The organism is Xanthomonas sp. 4461, assembly GCF_024806475.1.
Classification (GTDB): domain Bacteria; phylum Pseudomonadota; class Gammaproteobacteria; order Xanthomonadales; family Xanthomonadaceae; genus Xanthomonas; species Xanthomonas arboricola_F.
This window is the reverse complement of the sequence record NZ_JANTYV010000005.1, coordinates 369718-383539: the sequence shown is the minus strand read 5'-3', so window position 1 is coordinate 383539 and position 13822 is coordinate 369718. Positions and strand designations below refer to the sequence as shown.

At 67.1% G+C, this 13822-nt stretch carries 5 protein-coding genes and 1 other RNA gene; 2 read left to right on the top strand and 4 right to left on the bottom strand.

Translation table 11 applies throughout. The features are described from left to right. Positions 1–407: 407 nt before the first annotated feature. The 3 genes from FHY19_RS18425 to purL all read right to left on the bottom strand — a co-directional run bounded on the left by FHY19_RS18425 (position 408) and on the right by purL (position 11066). The gene (locus FHY19_RS18425) at positions 408–2285 is read right to left on the bottom strand and encodes a S8 family peptidase (RefSeq protein WP_259167664.1); all 1878 of its coding nucleotides are present in this window, start codon (positions 2283–2285) and stop codon (positions 408–410) included. A 102-nt stretch (positions 2286–2387) separates the two neighbouring features. Further along, positions 2388–6275: a YadA-like family protein gene (locus tag FHY19_RS18420; protein ID WP_259167728.1), complete on the bottom strand. Its 3888-nt coding sequence runs from the start codon at positions 6273–6275 to the stop codon at positions 2388–2390. A 744-nt stretch (positions 6276–7019) separates the two neighbouring features. After that, the gene (gene purL, locus FHY19_RS18415; protein WP_259167662.1) at positions 7020–11066 is read right to left on the bottom strand and encodes a phosphoribosylformylglycinamidine synthase; all 4047 of its coding nucleotides are present in this window, start codon (positions 11064–11066) and stop codon (positions 7020–7022) included. A 334-nt stretch (positions 11067–11400) separates the two neighbouring features. On the opposite strand from purL, the gene FHY19_RS18410 reads away from it, so the two are divergent. Beyond that, positions 11401–11475, top strand: a non-coding RNA gene (locus FHY19_RS18410) — sX9 sRNA. 116 nt (positions 11476–11591) lie between these two features. Here FHY19_RS18410 and FHY19_RS18405 read toward each other — a convergent pair. After that, positions 11592–12395 (bottom strand): DsbC family protein, encoded by an 804-nt coding sequence (locus FHY19_RS18405; protein ID WP_259167660.1) that lies wholly within the window; start codon positions 12393–12395, stop codon positions 11592–11594. 444 nt (positions 12396–12839) lie between these two features. On the opposite strand from FHY19_RS18405, the gene xerD reads away from it, so the two are divergent. Further along, a complete protein-coding gene (gene xerD, locus FHY19_RS18400) occupies positions 12840–13811 on the top strand; it encodes a site-specific tyrosine recombinase XerD (protein WP_259167659.1) in 972 nt (323 codons plus the stop codon). Positions 13812–13822: the final 11 nt, after the last annotated feature.

The window sequence follows — 13822 nt, the reverse complement described above, 5'->3', positions numbered from 1 at the left end:
TGGGTAGTCAAAAAGTGAACGCTACCCAACCATAGAACTGCGCAAAGTGTTAACAGCCGTCAAATCAGGCGTCAAGTTTTTGACAGAAAGCGAAGATATGAGTGTTTTCCGTCACACTTCTGCTTGCGTTTATTAGATTTTTGATAATTGTTTGGAAAACAGCGACCTAGATCATGTCTCGCAAGACATTTCCAAGCTGAATAGCCAAGCCCATGACGGACAAAAAAACCCGCTGGCGAGACGCCAGCGGGCTTGGTTGCGCAAAAACGCAGCAGGAATGGGTCAGACGGCAGGTCAGCCCACCGCCAGCCGGCCACAATTGCCTGGCTGGCTCGCCGGGGTCGGCGCCGGAGGCAATTGCGCCAAGGAAATGACGACTACGCCAGGCGCCGCTGCCAGGCGTCGACTCATTGGCGCGCCAGCAGACTCACGCCATCGAAGCTGGCCCCCTCCAGTTTGAGCACATAGGTGCCTGCACGCGGCGCGGTAAAGCGCACCGTCTGGCTGGTGCCGCTACGTGTGGAGGCGCCATCGTTGTCGTCGGCACTGGGGACGCGCCCAAGCGCCACGTACAGCGACGCCTGGCCGCTGCCACCGAAGCTGAGAAAGCTCAGCACCTGGCCTGCGGATGCCTGAAAGGTGAACACACCCGCATCCCCGGCCACATTGGACACGCCGCGCTGGACCGTGCCGTTTCGCAAGGTCTGGGCATCCAGCGTGCAACCCAGGTCATCGGCATCGCAACGCCGCAGTGCGCGGGCGACCGCCGCGCCCGCGTCGACGATGCCGGTACCGGCCGGGGTTGCCGCAGGCGGCAGCACCGGGAACGTCCGCGCGCTGCGCTTGAGCAGATTTTCCAGTGCCGCCGGCGACAGCGGCGCCTTGCCATCGGCAATCAATGCGCTTTGCACCAATGCCGCCACGCCAGCCACGTGCGGAGAGGCCATCGAGGTACCGGCAAACGTGCTGCCGCCGTAGGTGTACTGCCCCGAGGTCGGAGTGGTTTTGCCGGTGTAGAACGTCTGCCAGATGAAGCTGCGGATCGGGCCATCGTCGGTGGCAAAGAACTGCGAGCTGCCACCGGGCCCGGCCAGATCGACCTGACGGCCGAAATTGCTGTAATCGGTCAGCCCGCCGGTCGCGCGCGTGGCAGCCACCGCGATCACATTGGCGCAATTGGCGGGGCTGGACGTCGACACGTCCGAGGCCTCGTTGCCCGCGGCAACCACCACCGTGGTGCCGCGCGATACCGCACCGTTGATCGCTGACTGGGTTGCCGCATCGCAGGCCCCGCCGCCGCCCAGGCTCAGGTTGATCACTTCGGCAGGATCGCGGTTGTCCGGCACACCGTCGACATGCCCACCGGACGCCCAGACGATGGCGTCGCTGATGTCCGAGCTATAGCCGCCGCAATGCCCGATGACGCGCACCGGAAGAATCTTCGCCTTGTTGGCGACGCCGGCTCCGCCGATTCCGTTGTTGGTGAGTTCGGCAACCGTGCCGGCCACATGCGTGCCGTGCCAGCTGCTGTCTGCAGCCAACGAGAAAATGCCGCAATCGCCATCCTGTTCGACCCAGTCGCCGCGATCCAGCCCGCCCGGTGCGCGCGCATCGCTGTCGCGCCGCGAAACGAACGCATCGGTGATGAAGTCATAGCCGGCCAGGACGTTGCCTGCCAGATCGGGATGGCTGGGCAGGATGCCGGTATCCAGCACCGCAACCACCACGCCTTCGCCGTGCGTGCTGCTCCAGGCCGGGGCAACATTGATGCCGCCCACCGGGTCGAGCAGATGCCACTGGTTGGTCTGCAGCAGCGGGTCGTTGGGCAAGCTGCCGCCGGTGGTTTGCAGCGGATACATGCGTCGATCGACCTGTGCAGATTCCACTGCTGGATCGGCCGCCAATGCCTGCACAAGCCGATCGGCATCGGCACGACCGAGCTGGGCGGGCAGCCTGATCAATGCACCACCCACCGCCAGCGTGCGCAGATACGCAGGCGCCACAGTGCCGCCCGCACGCGCAGCCGGTGCCAGGCGGATCGAGGCACGCGCTGCCGCAGCGGTGATCGTCATCGATGCACTGCGCCCCACATCGCGCGCAGCCACGCGCCCGGCGCGGTATTTGACGATGATTCTGCTGACCGGCGCGTCGGCCATGGCCTGTCGACGCTGCGCGCCAGCTGCTGCCGGATCGCGTGTTGCCGCGCCGGCCACCCCGATGCAAGGGGATAGCAGACATGCACAGCAGACGAGTGCAACGATGCGAGAAGAAAAGTGCTGGATCACGATGGAGTTCCTTCAAGGTGGATGCAACGACAAGGACGGGGAAAGCGCAGCCCGGCGTCAGACCGCGCATTTGGATGCAAGCGCGCACGCTGTTGCTGAGGGCTACCAGCCGAAACCGGCACCCACGCCGATCGAGCTGTCGTCGCCGCTCAGCGCACCGCCCACGGTCAACGTGGCGCGTGGGCTGATCGCACGCTGGTAGCCCACCGACAACGCCGATTCGCCGTTCTGGAAACCGACACCGGCACCGATGCGGTTTTGCGAGGCGATACCGGCCACGCTGGCGGACATGTTCAACATCGCCGAGCTCATCGCGCCCTGACGATCCAGGCGACGGTTCTGCCGACGCAGACGGTCTTCGATATCGCCCTGATAGCTTTCGAAGCTGTCGGCCATCGCGCTGTAGCGGCTGTCGGTGTAGCTGTTGGCCGCGGCAACACCGCTGTCCAGCTGGCCCTTGTTCACCGCATCGGTGGCACGCGTACCGGCCGCCACATTGGCCACCTGCCGCTCGCCCCCGACGCTGCCCACCGACACCGTATTGGCGCGATCGGCCACCGAGCCCTGACCCAAGGCCACCGCACCTTGTGCACTGGCACGTGCGCCCTGGCCGATGGCGGTACCGGACGCCGCACTGACCTGCGCACCCTCGCCCATCGCCACCGCATTGGTCGCCACCGCCGCAATCTGCGTGTTGGCACCGACCGCAGTACTGCCGTCGGCATTGACGCGCGCATTGCTGCCGATCGCGGTGTCGTTGGGGCCGTGCGCGTAGGCGCTACCGCCGATCGCGGTACCGGTCACGTGGTTGGCCACCGCCGACGTACCGACTGCGGTGGAGGTTGCCGCCGGCGTGATGCTGCCGACCACTGCCGCCGTCGGGGTGCCTTGCACGCCATCGGCTGAGCCAAGGCTGCGTGTCGCCGCGCCGCCAGCTGCAGCGACAACAGCCGTCTGCGCGGCCGCGGTGGATGTGGATTGCACAGCGTCCACCGCATCGCCTGTAGCGCCCGCCCCCATAGACCGCGCACCTGCCGACGTCATGCGCGCTGCAGACGCGCGCGATGCGGTTGCAGTCCCCGCACGCGCATCCAGCTCGGTGACCTTGCTGTCCAACGCAGTCAATGCAGCCCCCACGTTGCTGTAACTGCTGCCTTGAATCACATAGGTCGGCGCAACGAACACACCTTGTGCGCCGATCGCCGCACCGCCACCGAGAAAGCTCGCCGCATTGCTCAACGATTGGAACAGCTGGCCACCGTTGATCGCCTCCAGGCTGCCGGCGGCGATCGCACCGGCACCGACGTTGACGAGACGACGCGTTGCCGGACCGCCACGGCCGTTGCCGTTACCCACCGACACCACATTCGCCTCGCTGCTGCGTGCGCCCGCGCCCAACGCCACCGAATCGGCACCGCTGGCACCGGCATTGGCTCCCAGAGCAACCGCGTTGCGACCGCTCTCGCGGGTAAAGGCGTTGTAGCCCAGCGCCAGGCTGTTGTTGCCCAGTGCGCGCGCCTGTACCCCCAAGGCCACTGCGGCACTGCCCGCTTCGCCGACGAATACACCGACGCTGGCATCGCGCCCGATTGCAATCGCATCCGGCGCATCGGCCTTGGCATTGGTGCCCAAGGCGATGTTGTCGCCGTAGAAGATCGAGGTATCGGCGCCGCTGCCGATGGCGATGCTTCTGGTCGATGCGGCACGCGCGTCGTAACCGATGGCAACCGCTTGTTCGGCCTGCGCGGACGCAGATGCGCCCAGCGACACCGTGCGTGGCCCGAACGAGCCAGCGCTATGGCCGATGGCCACCGCATCGACGTTGTCGTCGTTACCGAAGACATTGGCGTTGTAGCCCAGCGCAATCGCGTAATCGGCCTGGCTGCGCGCACCGGCACCGATGGCGACACCGCCCATCCCCGAACTGGCTGCGTTCTGCAGCGTGTTGCTGATCAGCGAATAGCCGCCGATGGTGATGCTGCGCTCCCCGAAGGCTGCCGCGCTGCTGCCCACGGCCACGCTGCTTTCGCCGTTGCTCAGCGCGTCGAAACCGACCGCTGTGGTCAACCTGCCTGCGGCGATCGCATTGAAGCCCAACGCCGACGAAGCAGCACCACGTGCGGCCGAAAAGCCGCCGAGCGCCGTCGTGGTGTCTTCCAGCGCCTGGGCGCCGAAGCCGACTGCGGTGGACTGCGCGCCGACTGCCGATGCACCGGTGCCGACCGCCGTGGCGAACGTCTGCATCGCAAGCGCACCGCCACCCAATGCCAGCGCACCGCGCGCCTGTGCGGTGGTCGCACGCTCCTGTTGACCGACGATGAAGCCGCTGGCATCGAACAACGGCACACTGGCCACACCGCCCAACGCGACGGCGGATGCATCCGACGCGCTGGCATTGCGGCCAACCGCCACCGCATCGCGGCCGACCGCCGCGCTCCCGGAGCCGAATGCGTTCGCGCCCTCGCCCAGCGCATTGCTGGCGCTGCCCAGCGCAATGGCGTTGCTGCCCTCTGCAAATGCGGCCGGCTCGTCCACATCGGACTTGGCCGACGCCAGCTGGCTGTCCAGACGCAGGGCAACTGCACGCACGCCATCGAGCTGGCCCACGTTCACCGCGTCGGTTGCTTCGGTGCCGGCGGCGACACTGGTGATCTGTCGGGTCAATCCGGCCTGCACATCGCCCACCGACACCGTGTTGCTGCGGTTCGCATACGAATGCGCGCCCAAGGCCACCGCGCTGGCGGCCGAGCGGTTCCAGGCGTCGTCGATCAGGTTGCCCACCCGCGCACCGTAGCCGATCGCCAGCGCATCCACGCCATATGTCTGCGCGTCCGCACCGATGGCGGTGTTGTTGCCATTGAACCAGGAAGTGGCCGCACGCGCGCCCAGTGCGATGCTGTTGTCGGTCACGCTGGCTGCGTCATAGCCAATCGCCAGCGCACCGTCGCCGGACGTCAGCGCCCCGCCACCCAGCGACACCGCACGCGGCGAAAACGCGCCGGCAGAATGCCCGATGGCGATCGCATCGGTATTGCCCGGCCGATTGGGGAAGATATTGGCGTTGTAGCCGATCGCAATCGCGTAATCGGACTGACTCTGCGCACCTGCGCCGAGCGCGATGCCGCCAAGCCCGGTCGCTGCATTGATCGCGTTCTGCGTGCTTTGGCTGGCGCCGCCGATGGCGACGCTGTCGGCACCGCTGGCAAGCGAACTGTTGCCCACCGCCACCGTGCTGATGCCGGTACCGCGTGCGCCAAAACCCACTGCAGTGGCGAAATCGGCGCCTGCATTGGCGCTGTAGCCCAGCGCCGCACCGCCAAACCCGGAGACCTGCGACAGGCCGCCCACGGCAGTGGCACCATCCTGCGACGTGCGTGCGTGATAGCCCAGCGCCGTGCTCTGCACACCGGCGGCAATGCTGCCGGTGCCGACCGCCGTCGTCAGCGGGTCGACTGCCTTGGCACCGCCACCGATTGCGGTGGAGGCGACGCCGGTGGCCTCGGTGGTCTGCTCGCTGCTGCCGACGACAAAGCCGAATTCGTCGTAGTCGTACACCGTTGCAACGCCGCCAACCGCCACCGCAGAGGTACCGATCGCCACCGCATTGCGCCCCACTGCCGTGGCATCGCGCTCCAGTGCCAGGCTGCCCGCTCCCAGCGCGCTGGCGCCATCGGCAAGCGCATTGCTTGCCGCCCCCAGCGCAATGGCGTCGCGCCCGTCGACGAAGGGAGGCAGGTCGGCATCGTCTTCGGTCGGCATCGACGCGGTGGCCATGGAGGTCGGCGCTGCGGCACCGGCAACCAATCCCGTCGACGCACCAGCGGCAGCCAGTGACTGCGCGCACAGACGTTGACCGTCGACCACGCTGCACTGCGTGGCCGGATGGCGCGCCTGCGCCATTGCGTCGACCGTGATGGAACCGCCCGCCAGCACCATGCAGATGGCAGCGGCAAGGCCACCGCGTGCATGCACGCGGCACCGCGCCTGCATGTTCGAGATAATCGAGCAATGCTTCGCCTTGCCGGAGGGCGACTGCCCCTCGGCATTTTCGATATTTTTCATTAAACACTTACTCCCCATTATGGTCTGGCGTGTGAGAACCGACCACCGCACGCCTGATCGGCGCGCAGTCCCCCTGAGGTTTTATCGAGCGCAGCAGCTCTCCTTCACCGGAATTCACCCGAAAAAGAAGCGACAGTTGAGTGCGTAGCGGACGAGCGACGTGTACTGGATACGTAACGCTCGATGAATTTATTGAAAACCCGAATAACTAAATGCGAATCGCATCACGCACACAGAAAAAATTACCTTCGATTCTAATAACTAGCATTTTTGATAGTTACTCGAAGCAAACCTTATGGTTTTTACGGAACCTTGTTGCGGTTGCGCAGCCGCACCTGATCACGCGCCGCAGCGTGTCGATCGCCGCGCTGCAGCCCGGTGTGGGACACGCTGCCGGCTGGGCAACCCCACCGACCGCCACGCAGGACCAGACTGACCAGAACGCGTCAGCAGTCGCCCAACACATGGGGATTGCACGCGTCTTCGGGCGACAGCACCGATGCAGTGCGATGTGCGGTACAGCCCGTCACACCAAGACAGCCATGCACGCACTTGCGATGACGTGACCGCGCACGCCATGGCATCACACGAAAACGGCCGTGTGCATCGCTGCACACGGCCGTCGGGGGGAGGCACGCGCGCACTCAGCGCACGCGGCTTCGGATCATCGACTCAACCGCACCACACCCGCGCGTTACGGAACATCCGCAGCCACGGCGAATCGTCGCCCCAGTCGGCCGGATGCCAACTCAGGTTTGCCGTGCGCGGCGTGCGCTCGGGATGCGGCATCAGGATGGTGGCGCGGCCATCGGTACTGGTCAGCCCGGTGATACCGTCCGGCGACCCGTTCGGGTTGAGCGGGTACTGCGATGCCACCGCGCCGTTACCGTCGACGAAACGCAGCGCCACGCGTGCGGCGGCCTGGTCCACGGCCGTGTCGAACTCCGCACGGCCTTCGCCATGCGCCACTGCCACCGGAATCCGCGAGCCGGCCATGCCGCGCAGGAAGATCGACGGCGACTCCACCACCTCCAGCAACGCGGTGCGCGCTTCGAACTGCTCGCTGCGATTGCGCAGGAAACGCGGCCAGTGCCCGGCACCGGGAATGATGTCCTTGAGCTGGCTGAGCATCTGGCAACCGTTGCACACGCCCAGCGCGAACGTATCGCTGCGCGCGAAGAACGCGGCAAACGCATCGCGCAATGCCGCGCGTTCCAGGATCGAGGTGGCCCAACCGCGGCCGGCACCCAGCACATCGCCATAGCTGAAACCGCCACAGGCGGCGAAGCCGGAAAACTGCGCCAGATCCACGCGCCCTTCGATCAGGTCGCTCATGTGCACGTCGAACGCGCTGAACCCGGCACGTTCGAAGTTGTAGGCCATTTCGATCTGCCCGTTGACGCCCTGCTCGCGCAGGATCGCCACCTTGGGCCGCGCACCGGTCGCCACGAACGGCGCGGCCACATCCTCGGACGGGTCGAACACCAGCTTGGGACGCAGGCCGGGCGCCTGGAAATCGCGCGCCAGCGCGCGCTCCTCGTCGGCGCTGTCGGGGTTGTCGCGCAGCTTCTGCATGGCGTGGGTCACCGACCACCAGGCATCGAACAATTCTTCCCAACGCCATTCCGCCAGCACACGCCCCTGCCCGCTCACGCGGATACGCGGCGCGCCAGTGGGGCGTGCGATGCGCTGCGCGCATTCGGTCAGTGCATGCCGCTCGACCAGATCGGCAAACGCGGCGCGATCTTCGCTGGCGATCTGCACCACCGCACCGAGTTCTTCATTGAACAGGCTGCGGAACGCGTCTTCGCCCCACGCATCCAGGGTGATATCCAGGCCCTGACGCGAGGCGAAGGCCATCTCGCACAGCGCCGCAAACGCACCGCCATCGCTGCGATCGTGATAGGCCAGCAACAGCCCGCTCTGGCGCGCATCGCGGATCAATTCGAAGAAACTGCGCAGCCGCTGCGCATCTTCCAGGTCCGGCACTTCGCCACCGAACGCCGGCAAGGCCGCATCGTCGGCATACACCTGCGCCAGTACCGAGCCACCCAGACGCTGCTTGCCGCCGCCCAACCCGATCAACCACAGCTCGCTCTCTTCGTCGTTGCGCAACAACGGCGTCAGCTGCGTGCGCACATCGCCAACGGGCGCGAATGCACTGATGATCAGCGAGACCGGTGAAACGCTCTTGTGCGTTTCACCGGGAATGGGGAATGGGGAATGGGGAATGGTGGAAGCGGAGGGCTGCGGCGTTTCGCCATTCCCGATTCCCGATTCCCCATTCCCGACAACCCACTGCGCCTGCATCGACAGCGAGTCCTTGCCCACCGGCACGCTCAGCTCCAGCGCCGGGCACAGCTCCATGCCGATCGCACGCACGGCGTCGTACAGCAAGGCGTCTTCGCCGGCATGGCCGGCCGCGGCCATCCAGTTGGCCGAGAGCTTGATGCTGTCCAGCGTCTGCACCGGAGCGGCGCACAGATTGGTGATTGCCTCGCCCACCGCCATGCGCGCGGACGCTGCTGCGTTCAACAGCGCCAGCGGAGTGCGCTCGCCGATCGACATCGCCTCGCCAGCGAACGTCTCGAACCCGGCCAGGGTGATCGCACAGTCCGCCAGCGGCAGCTGCCACGGCCCGATCATCTGCTCGCGCGCGGTCAAGCCGCCCACGCTGCGGTCGCCGATGGTGACCAGAAAGCTCTTGGACGCCACCGTGGGATGCGCCAGCACGCGCAAGCCGGCCTCGTGCAAATCCAGCCCGGCAGTCTGCAGCACCGGCCACTGCGGCGCCGGCGGATGCACCGCGTCGCGATGCATCTTCGGCGCCTTGCCGAACAAGACATCCATCGGCAGGTCGATCGGCAATGGGGAATCGGGAGTGGGGAATGGAGAATGGTGAGAAGCGGCCTCGGCAGCCGGCAACGCGCCGTTACGATTCCCGATTCCCCATTCCCCATTCTCGGCGTCGAAGACGCCATAGCCCACCACCAGCCGCTCCTCGGCCGTCGCCACGCCAACCGCCGCAAACGGGCAGCGCTCGCGCGCGCAGATGGCGGCAAATTCGTCCAGCCGCGCCTGTGGCACGCCCAGCACGTAGCGTTCCTGCGATTCGTTGCACCACAGTTCCAGCGGCGACAGCGAGGGGTCGTCGGTGAGCACGCGACCGAGGTCGATGATGCCGCCCACGCCCGAATCGTGCAGCAGCTCGGGAATGGCGTTGGACAGCCCGCCCGCACCCACGTCGTGGAACCAGCGGATCGGATTGTCGATCCCCAGCGCCACGCAGCGGTCGATGACCTCCTGGCAGCGGCGCTCCATTTCCGGGTTCTCGCGCTGCACGCTGGCAAAGTCCAGCGCCTCGGCGCTGTCGCCGGCCGCCACCGAACTGGCCGCACCGCCGCCCAGGCCGATCAGCATCGCCGGGCCGCCCAGCACGATCACCGCATCGCCGGGCTGCAGGCGCAGCTTTTCGACCTGGTTGCGATCGATCGCGCCCAGGCCGCCGGCCAGCATGATCGGCTTGTCGTAGGCACGGGTCAGGCCCGGGCCTTCGGCCAGCTCGAAGCTGCGGAAATAGCCGAGCAGGTTCGGCCGGCCGAATTCGTTGTTGAATGCAGCACCGCCCAGCGGCCCGTCGAGCATGATGTCCAGCGCCGGGGCCATGCGCGGGTTCAGCGCGCGCGGCGCTTCCCACGGCTGCGGCAAGGTGGGGATGCGCAGGTGCGAGACGGTGAAACCGGTCAGGCCGGCCTTGGGTTTGCCGCCGCGGCCGGTGGCACCCTCGTCGCGGATCTCGCCGCCGGCGCCGGTGGCCGCGCCGGGAAACGGCGCGATCGCGGTCGGGTGATTATGCGTTTCCACCTTGATGGCGAATGCCGACGGCAGCACCGCTTCGCTGCGGTACTGGCCGGTGGCCGGGTCCGGGCGATAGCGCGCGGCCGGCACGCCTTCCACCACCGCCGCGTTGTCGCTATAGGCCGACAAGGTGTGCTGCGGGGTCTGCTGGTGAGTGTGCTTGATCATGCGGAACAGCGAGCGTTCCTGCGGCTTGCCGTCGATGGTCCAGCTGGCGTTGAAGATCTTGTGCCGGCAGTGCTCGGAGTTGGCCTGGGCGAACATCATCAGCTCGACGTCGGCCGGGTCGCGCCCCAGCGCGGCGAAGCGCTCGCGCAGGTAGTCGATCTCGTCCTGCGCCAGGGCCAGGCCCAGGTCGCGGTTGGCCTGCTCCAGCCCATCCAGTGGCACGCGCTGCAGATGACCGGGCTCGGGCACGTTGAACAGCGCTTCGGCGGCAGCGGCCGAGCCGAGCAGCGACTGCGTCATCGGATCGTGCAGCAGCTTGGCCACGGCGGCCTGCGTCGCGTCGTCGGCCGGCCAGCCGGCCAGATCGATACGGGTGCCACGCTCCACGCGCTGGATCGGCTGCCCGGCGCCGCGCACCAGTTCGGTGGCCTTGCTCGACCACGGCGACAGCGTGCCCAGGCGCGGCACCACGTAGCGCGAGGAAGCCGCCTCGGCCTGCGGCGCGGGGGCGGCTTCGGCCTGCAGGATCCGCTGCAAGGTGGCCTGGTCGGGCGCTTGCCCGGCCTCGGCGCGGATGAAATAGACGTGCCAGGCGCCGGTGATGCGCAGCGCGGGGACGAGGGTTTGCAGGCGGGTTTCGAGCCGAGCGCGGCGGAACGGCGAAAGGGCGGAAGCGCCCTCGAGGACCATCATGTCCGGGGAACCGTGTCAGAAACGGGGCTGCAGATTGTAACGGAGCTGATGGGCCGGCGCCGGACCTGGCGTGGGTGGGCCACCGATCTGTCGGCTGATGCGTCGCACGGACTGCCCCGATTCGGCGCATTCCGGCCCGATGCGGCAACGGCGAAGGCGGATGGCAATGCCAGCAGGAAATGCGGCGTACAGCTGTCGCCGGCCTGGGTAACAGCGCGCGTGCGAGGTCAGCAGCGTTGGCCGAAGCCGGTCCGCCGCTGCTCCAACCCCACAGCGCGGCTGACAAAACGGCGGTGCTCACCACCAGGCGGGTGCGGCCGGTGCCGGGTGCGGCATGGACCACGCGTACACGCCGGCTCCTCTGCGCCATCCATGCCCATCTGACGACTGCCCGCTAAGTTTGTCAGCCGCTCTAACCCCGAAACGCAAGAGGCCGGAATGCATGCGCATTCCAGCCTCTTGATCGATCACACCAACCGCCGCAGCGGCCAGCCTCCAGGCAGCATCGCGCCGCCAACGGATCCCTCAGCGGCTGCCGCCGGCAGTGGTGACCGCGCGCTTTTCCAGCGCTTCGCGCAGCTGCGCCGGCGGCAGATAGCCACCGAGCTGGGTGCCGTCCGGCGCAAAGATCGCCGGGGTGCCGTTGACGCCCAGACGCTGGCCCAGCGTGTATTCCATCGACACCGGATTCTTGCAGTCCTTGGAGTTCACCGGCTGGCCCGACTTGGCTGCCGTCAGCGCCTGCTTGCGGTCGGCCGCGCACCACACGGCAATCATTTCCTTGTGGTCCTGGCTGCCCAGGCCCATGCGCGGGAAGGCCAGGTATTCCACCGCGATGCCCTGCTTGTTGAGCTCGCCGATCTCGCTGTGCAGCTTGCGGCAGTAGCCGCATTCCACGTCGGTGAACACGGTCACGGTGTACTTGGGGTTGGCCGGTGCGAACACGATGCGGTCGGCCTTGGGCACGGTCTCCAGCTGCTTGCGGCGATACGCCAGCAGGCCCGGGCTGGCGGCGAACTGCTTGTTCTGGATGTCGAACGGCTGCGCCTGGATCAGGTAACGGCCGTCATCGCTGACGTACAGCACCTGCCCGCCGACCACCACTTCGCGGAACCCGGGGAACGGCGCGGCGCCGATGTAATCCGGCTTGAAGTCCGGGTCCAGGGCCTTGAGGGCGGCGCCGACGCGCTGATCCACATTGCCGGTCGCGGCGGGGGCGGCAGCGGCGGCTGGCTTGGTGCCGACGTTGCTTGCCGCAGGCTGCGACGATTGTGCGCAGGCGGTAAGGCTGAGCGCGCCCAGCAGCGCGGCGATGGCAAGACGATACATTCACGCATCCAGTGGAATCGGGGTGGCTCGATTCTCGCACAGGGTGGATGAAGCCTGGCAGCGGCCGCGACAGTTTGTTCGCTCGCTCGCCGGCGAGTTCGTGGCACTCCCGGTCCGGACAGGCGGATTGTTGCGCTTGGTGTCGCTGCGTCAGGGCTTGCGGGCATTGACGCGGGAGTCGGCACGGCGGGATTGCCGGTGACGGCCGTCGCGCCCGGGTGCGCTCTTACGTGTGTGATCCCGGGTGTGCTTTGCTTGCTGTCCTGCGGCAATTCACCGTGGCCTGGGAGCCGGCCATGGCGCTGTTACGCAGCATAAGGCGTGGCGTGCGACTTCCTTGGAGCGCAAACCTCGGCCACAACGCAGCAAGGCAAGCGTTGGCGACACCTGACCGCTAACCAGCGTTGGCATCGCATTCCGCGCATCACGTTCTATGCTGTGGCGATGTCAGCCAGCAGCCCTGCCGAACGTCGCCAACTCACCCAACAGCTGCCGCCGGTGCAGGCGGCCGATGCCGCCGCCATCGAGCGCTTTCTGGATCGCTTGTGGGCCGAGCAGGGCGTGGCGCGGCAGACGCTGGACAGTTACCGGCGCGACCTGGAAGGGTTGGCACGGTGGCGCGACGGTGCCGGCGGTGGATTGCTCGGCATCGATCGGTCGGTATTGTTCGATTACCTGCGCTGGCGGACCGAGGCCAGGTACTCGCCGCGCAGCAATGCCCGGCTGTTGTCGACGTTGCGGGCCTTCTACGGCCTGTGCCTGCGCGATGGCGTGCGCAGCGATGATCCCACTGCCCTGCTCGACCCACCCCGGTTGCCGCGCTCGCTGCCCAAGGCGCTGACCGAAACCCAGATCGAGGCCTTGCTGGCGGCGCCCGATGTCCAGGCACCGCTTGGCCTGCGCGACCGCGCCATGCTCGAGTTGATGTACGCCGCCGGCCTGCGGGTCAGCGAGCTGGTGAATCTTCCGGCGGTGGGCGTCAACCTGCGCCAGGGCGTGCTGCGAGTGACCGGCAAGGGCAGCAAGGAGCGCCTGGTGCCGCTGGGCGAAGAGTCGCAGCATTGGCTTGAGCGCTATCTGCATGAGGCGCGCCCGCTGCTGGCCGGTCACAAGGCCGTGGCCGCAGTCGACGGGCAGGTGCCGTTGTTCATCGATGCGGCACGCCAGCCGCCCAGCCGTCAGCACTTCTGGACCTTGGTCAAACGCTATGCGGCGGTGGCCGGCATCGACCCGGCCACGGTCAGCCCGCACGGCCTGCGCCACAGTTTTGCGACCCACCTGCTCAACCACGGCGCAGACCTGCGCGCGCTGCAGATGCTGCTGGGCCACAGCTCGCTATCGACCACCCAGATCTACACGCTGGTGGCAAGGCAGCACCTGCAGAAGCTGCACGCCAAGCATCACCCTCGCGGTTAGCGAACCTAGCG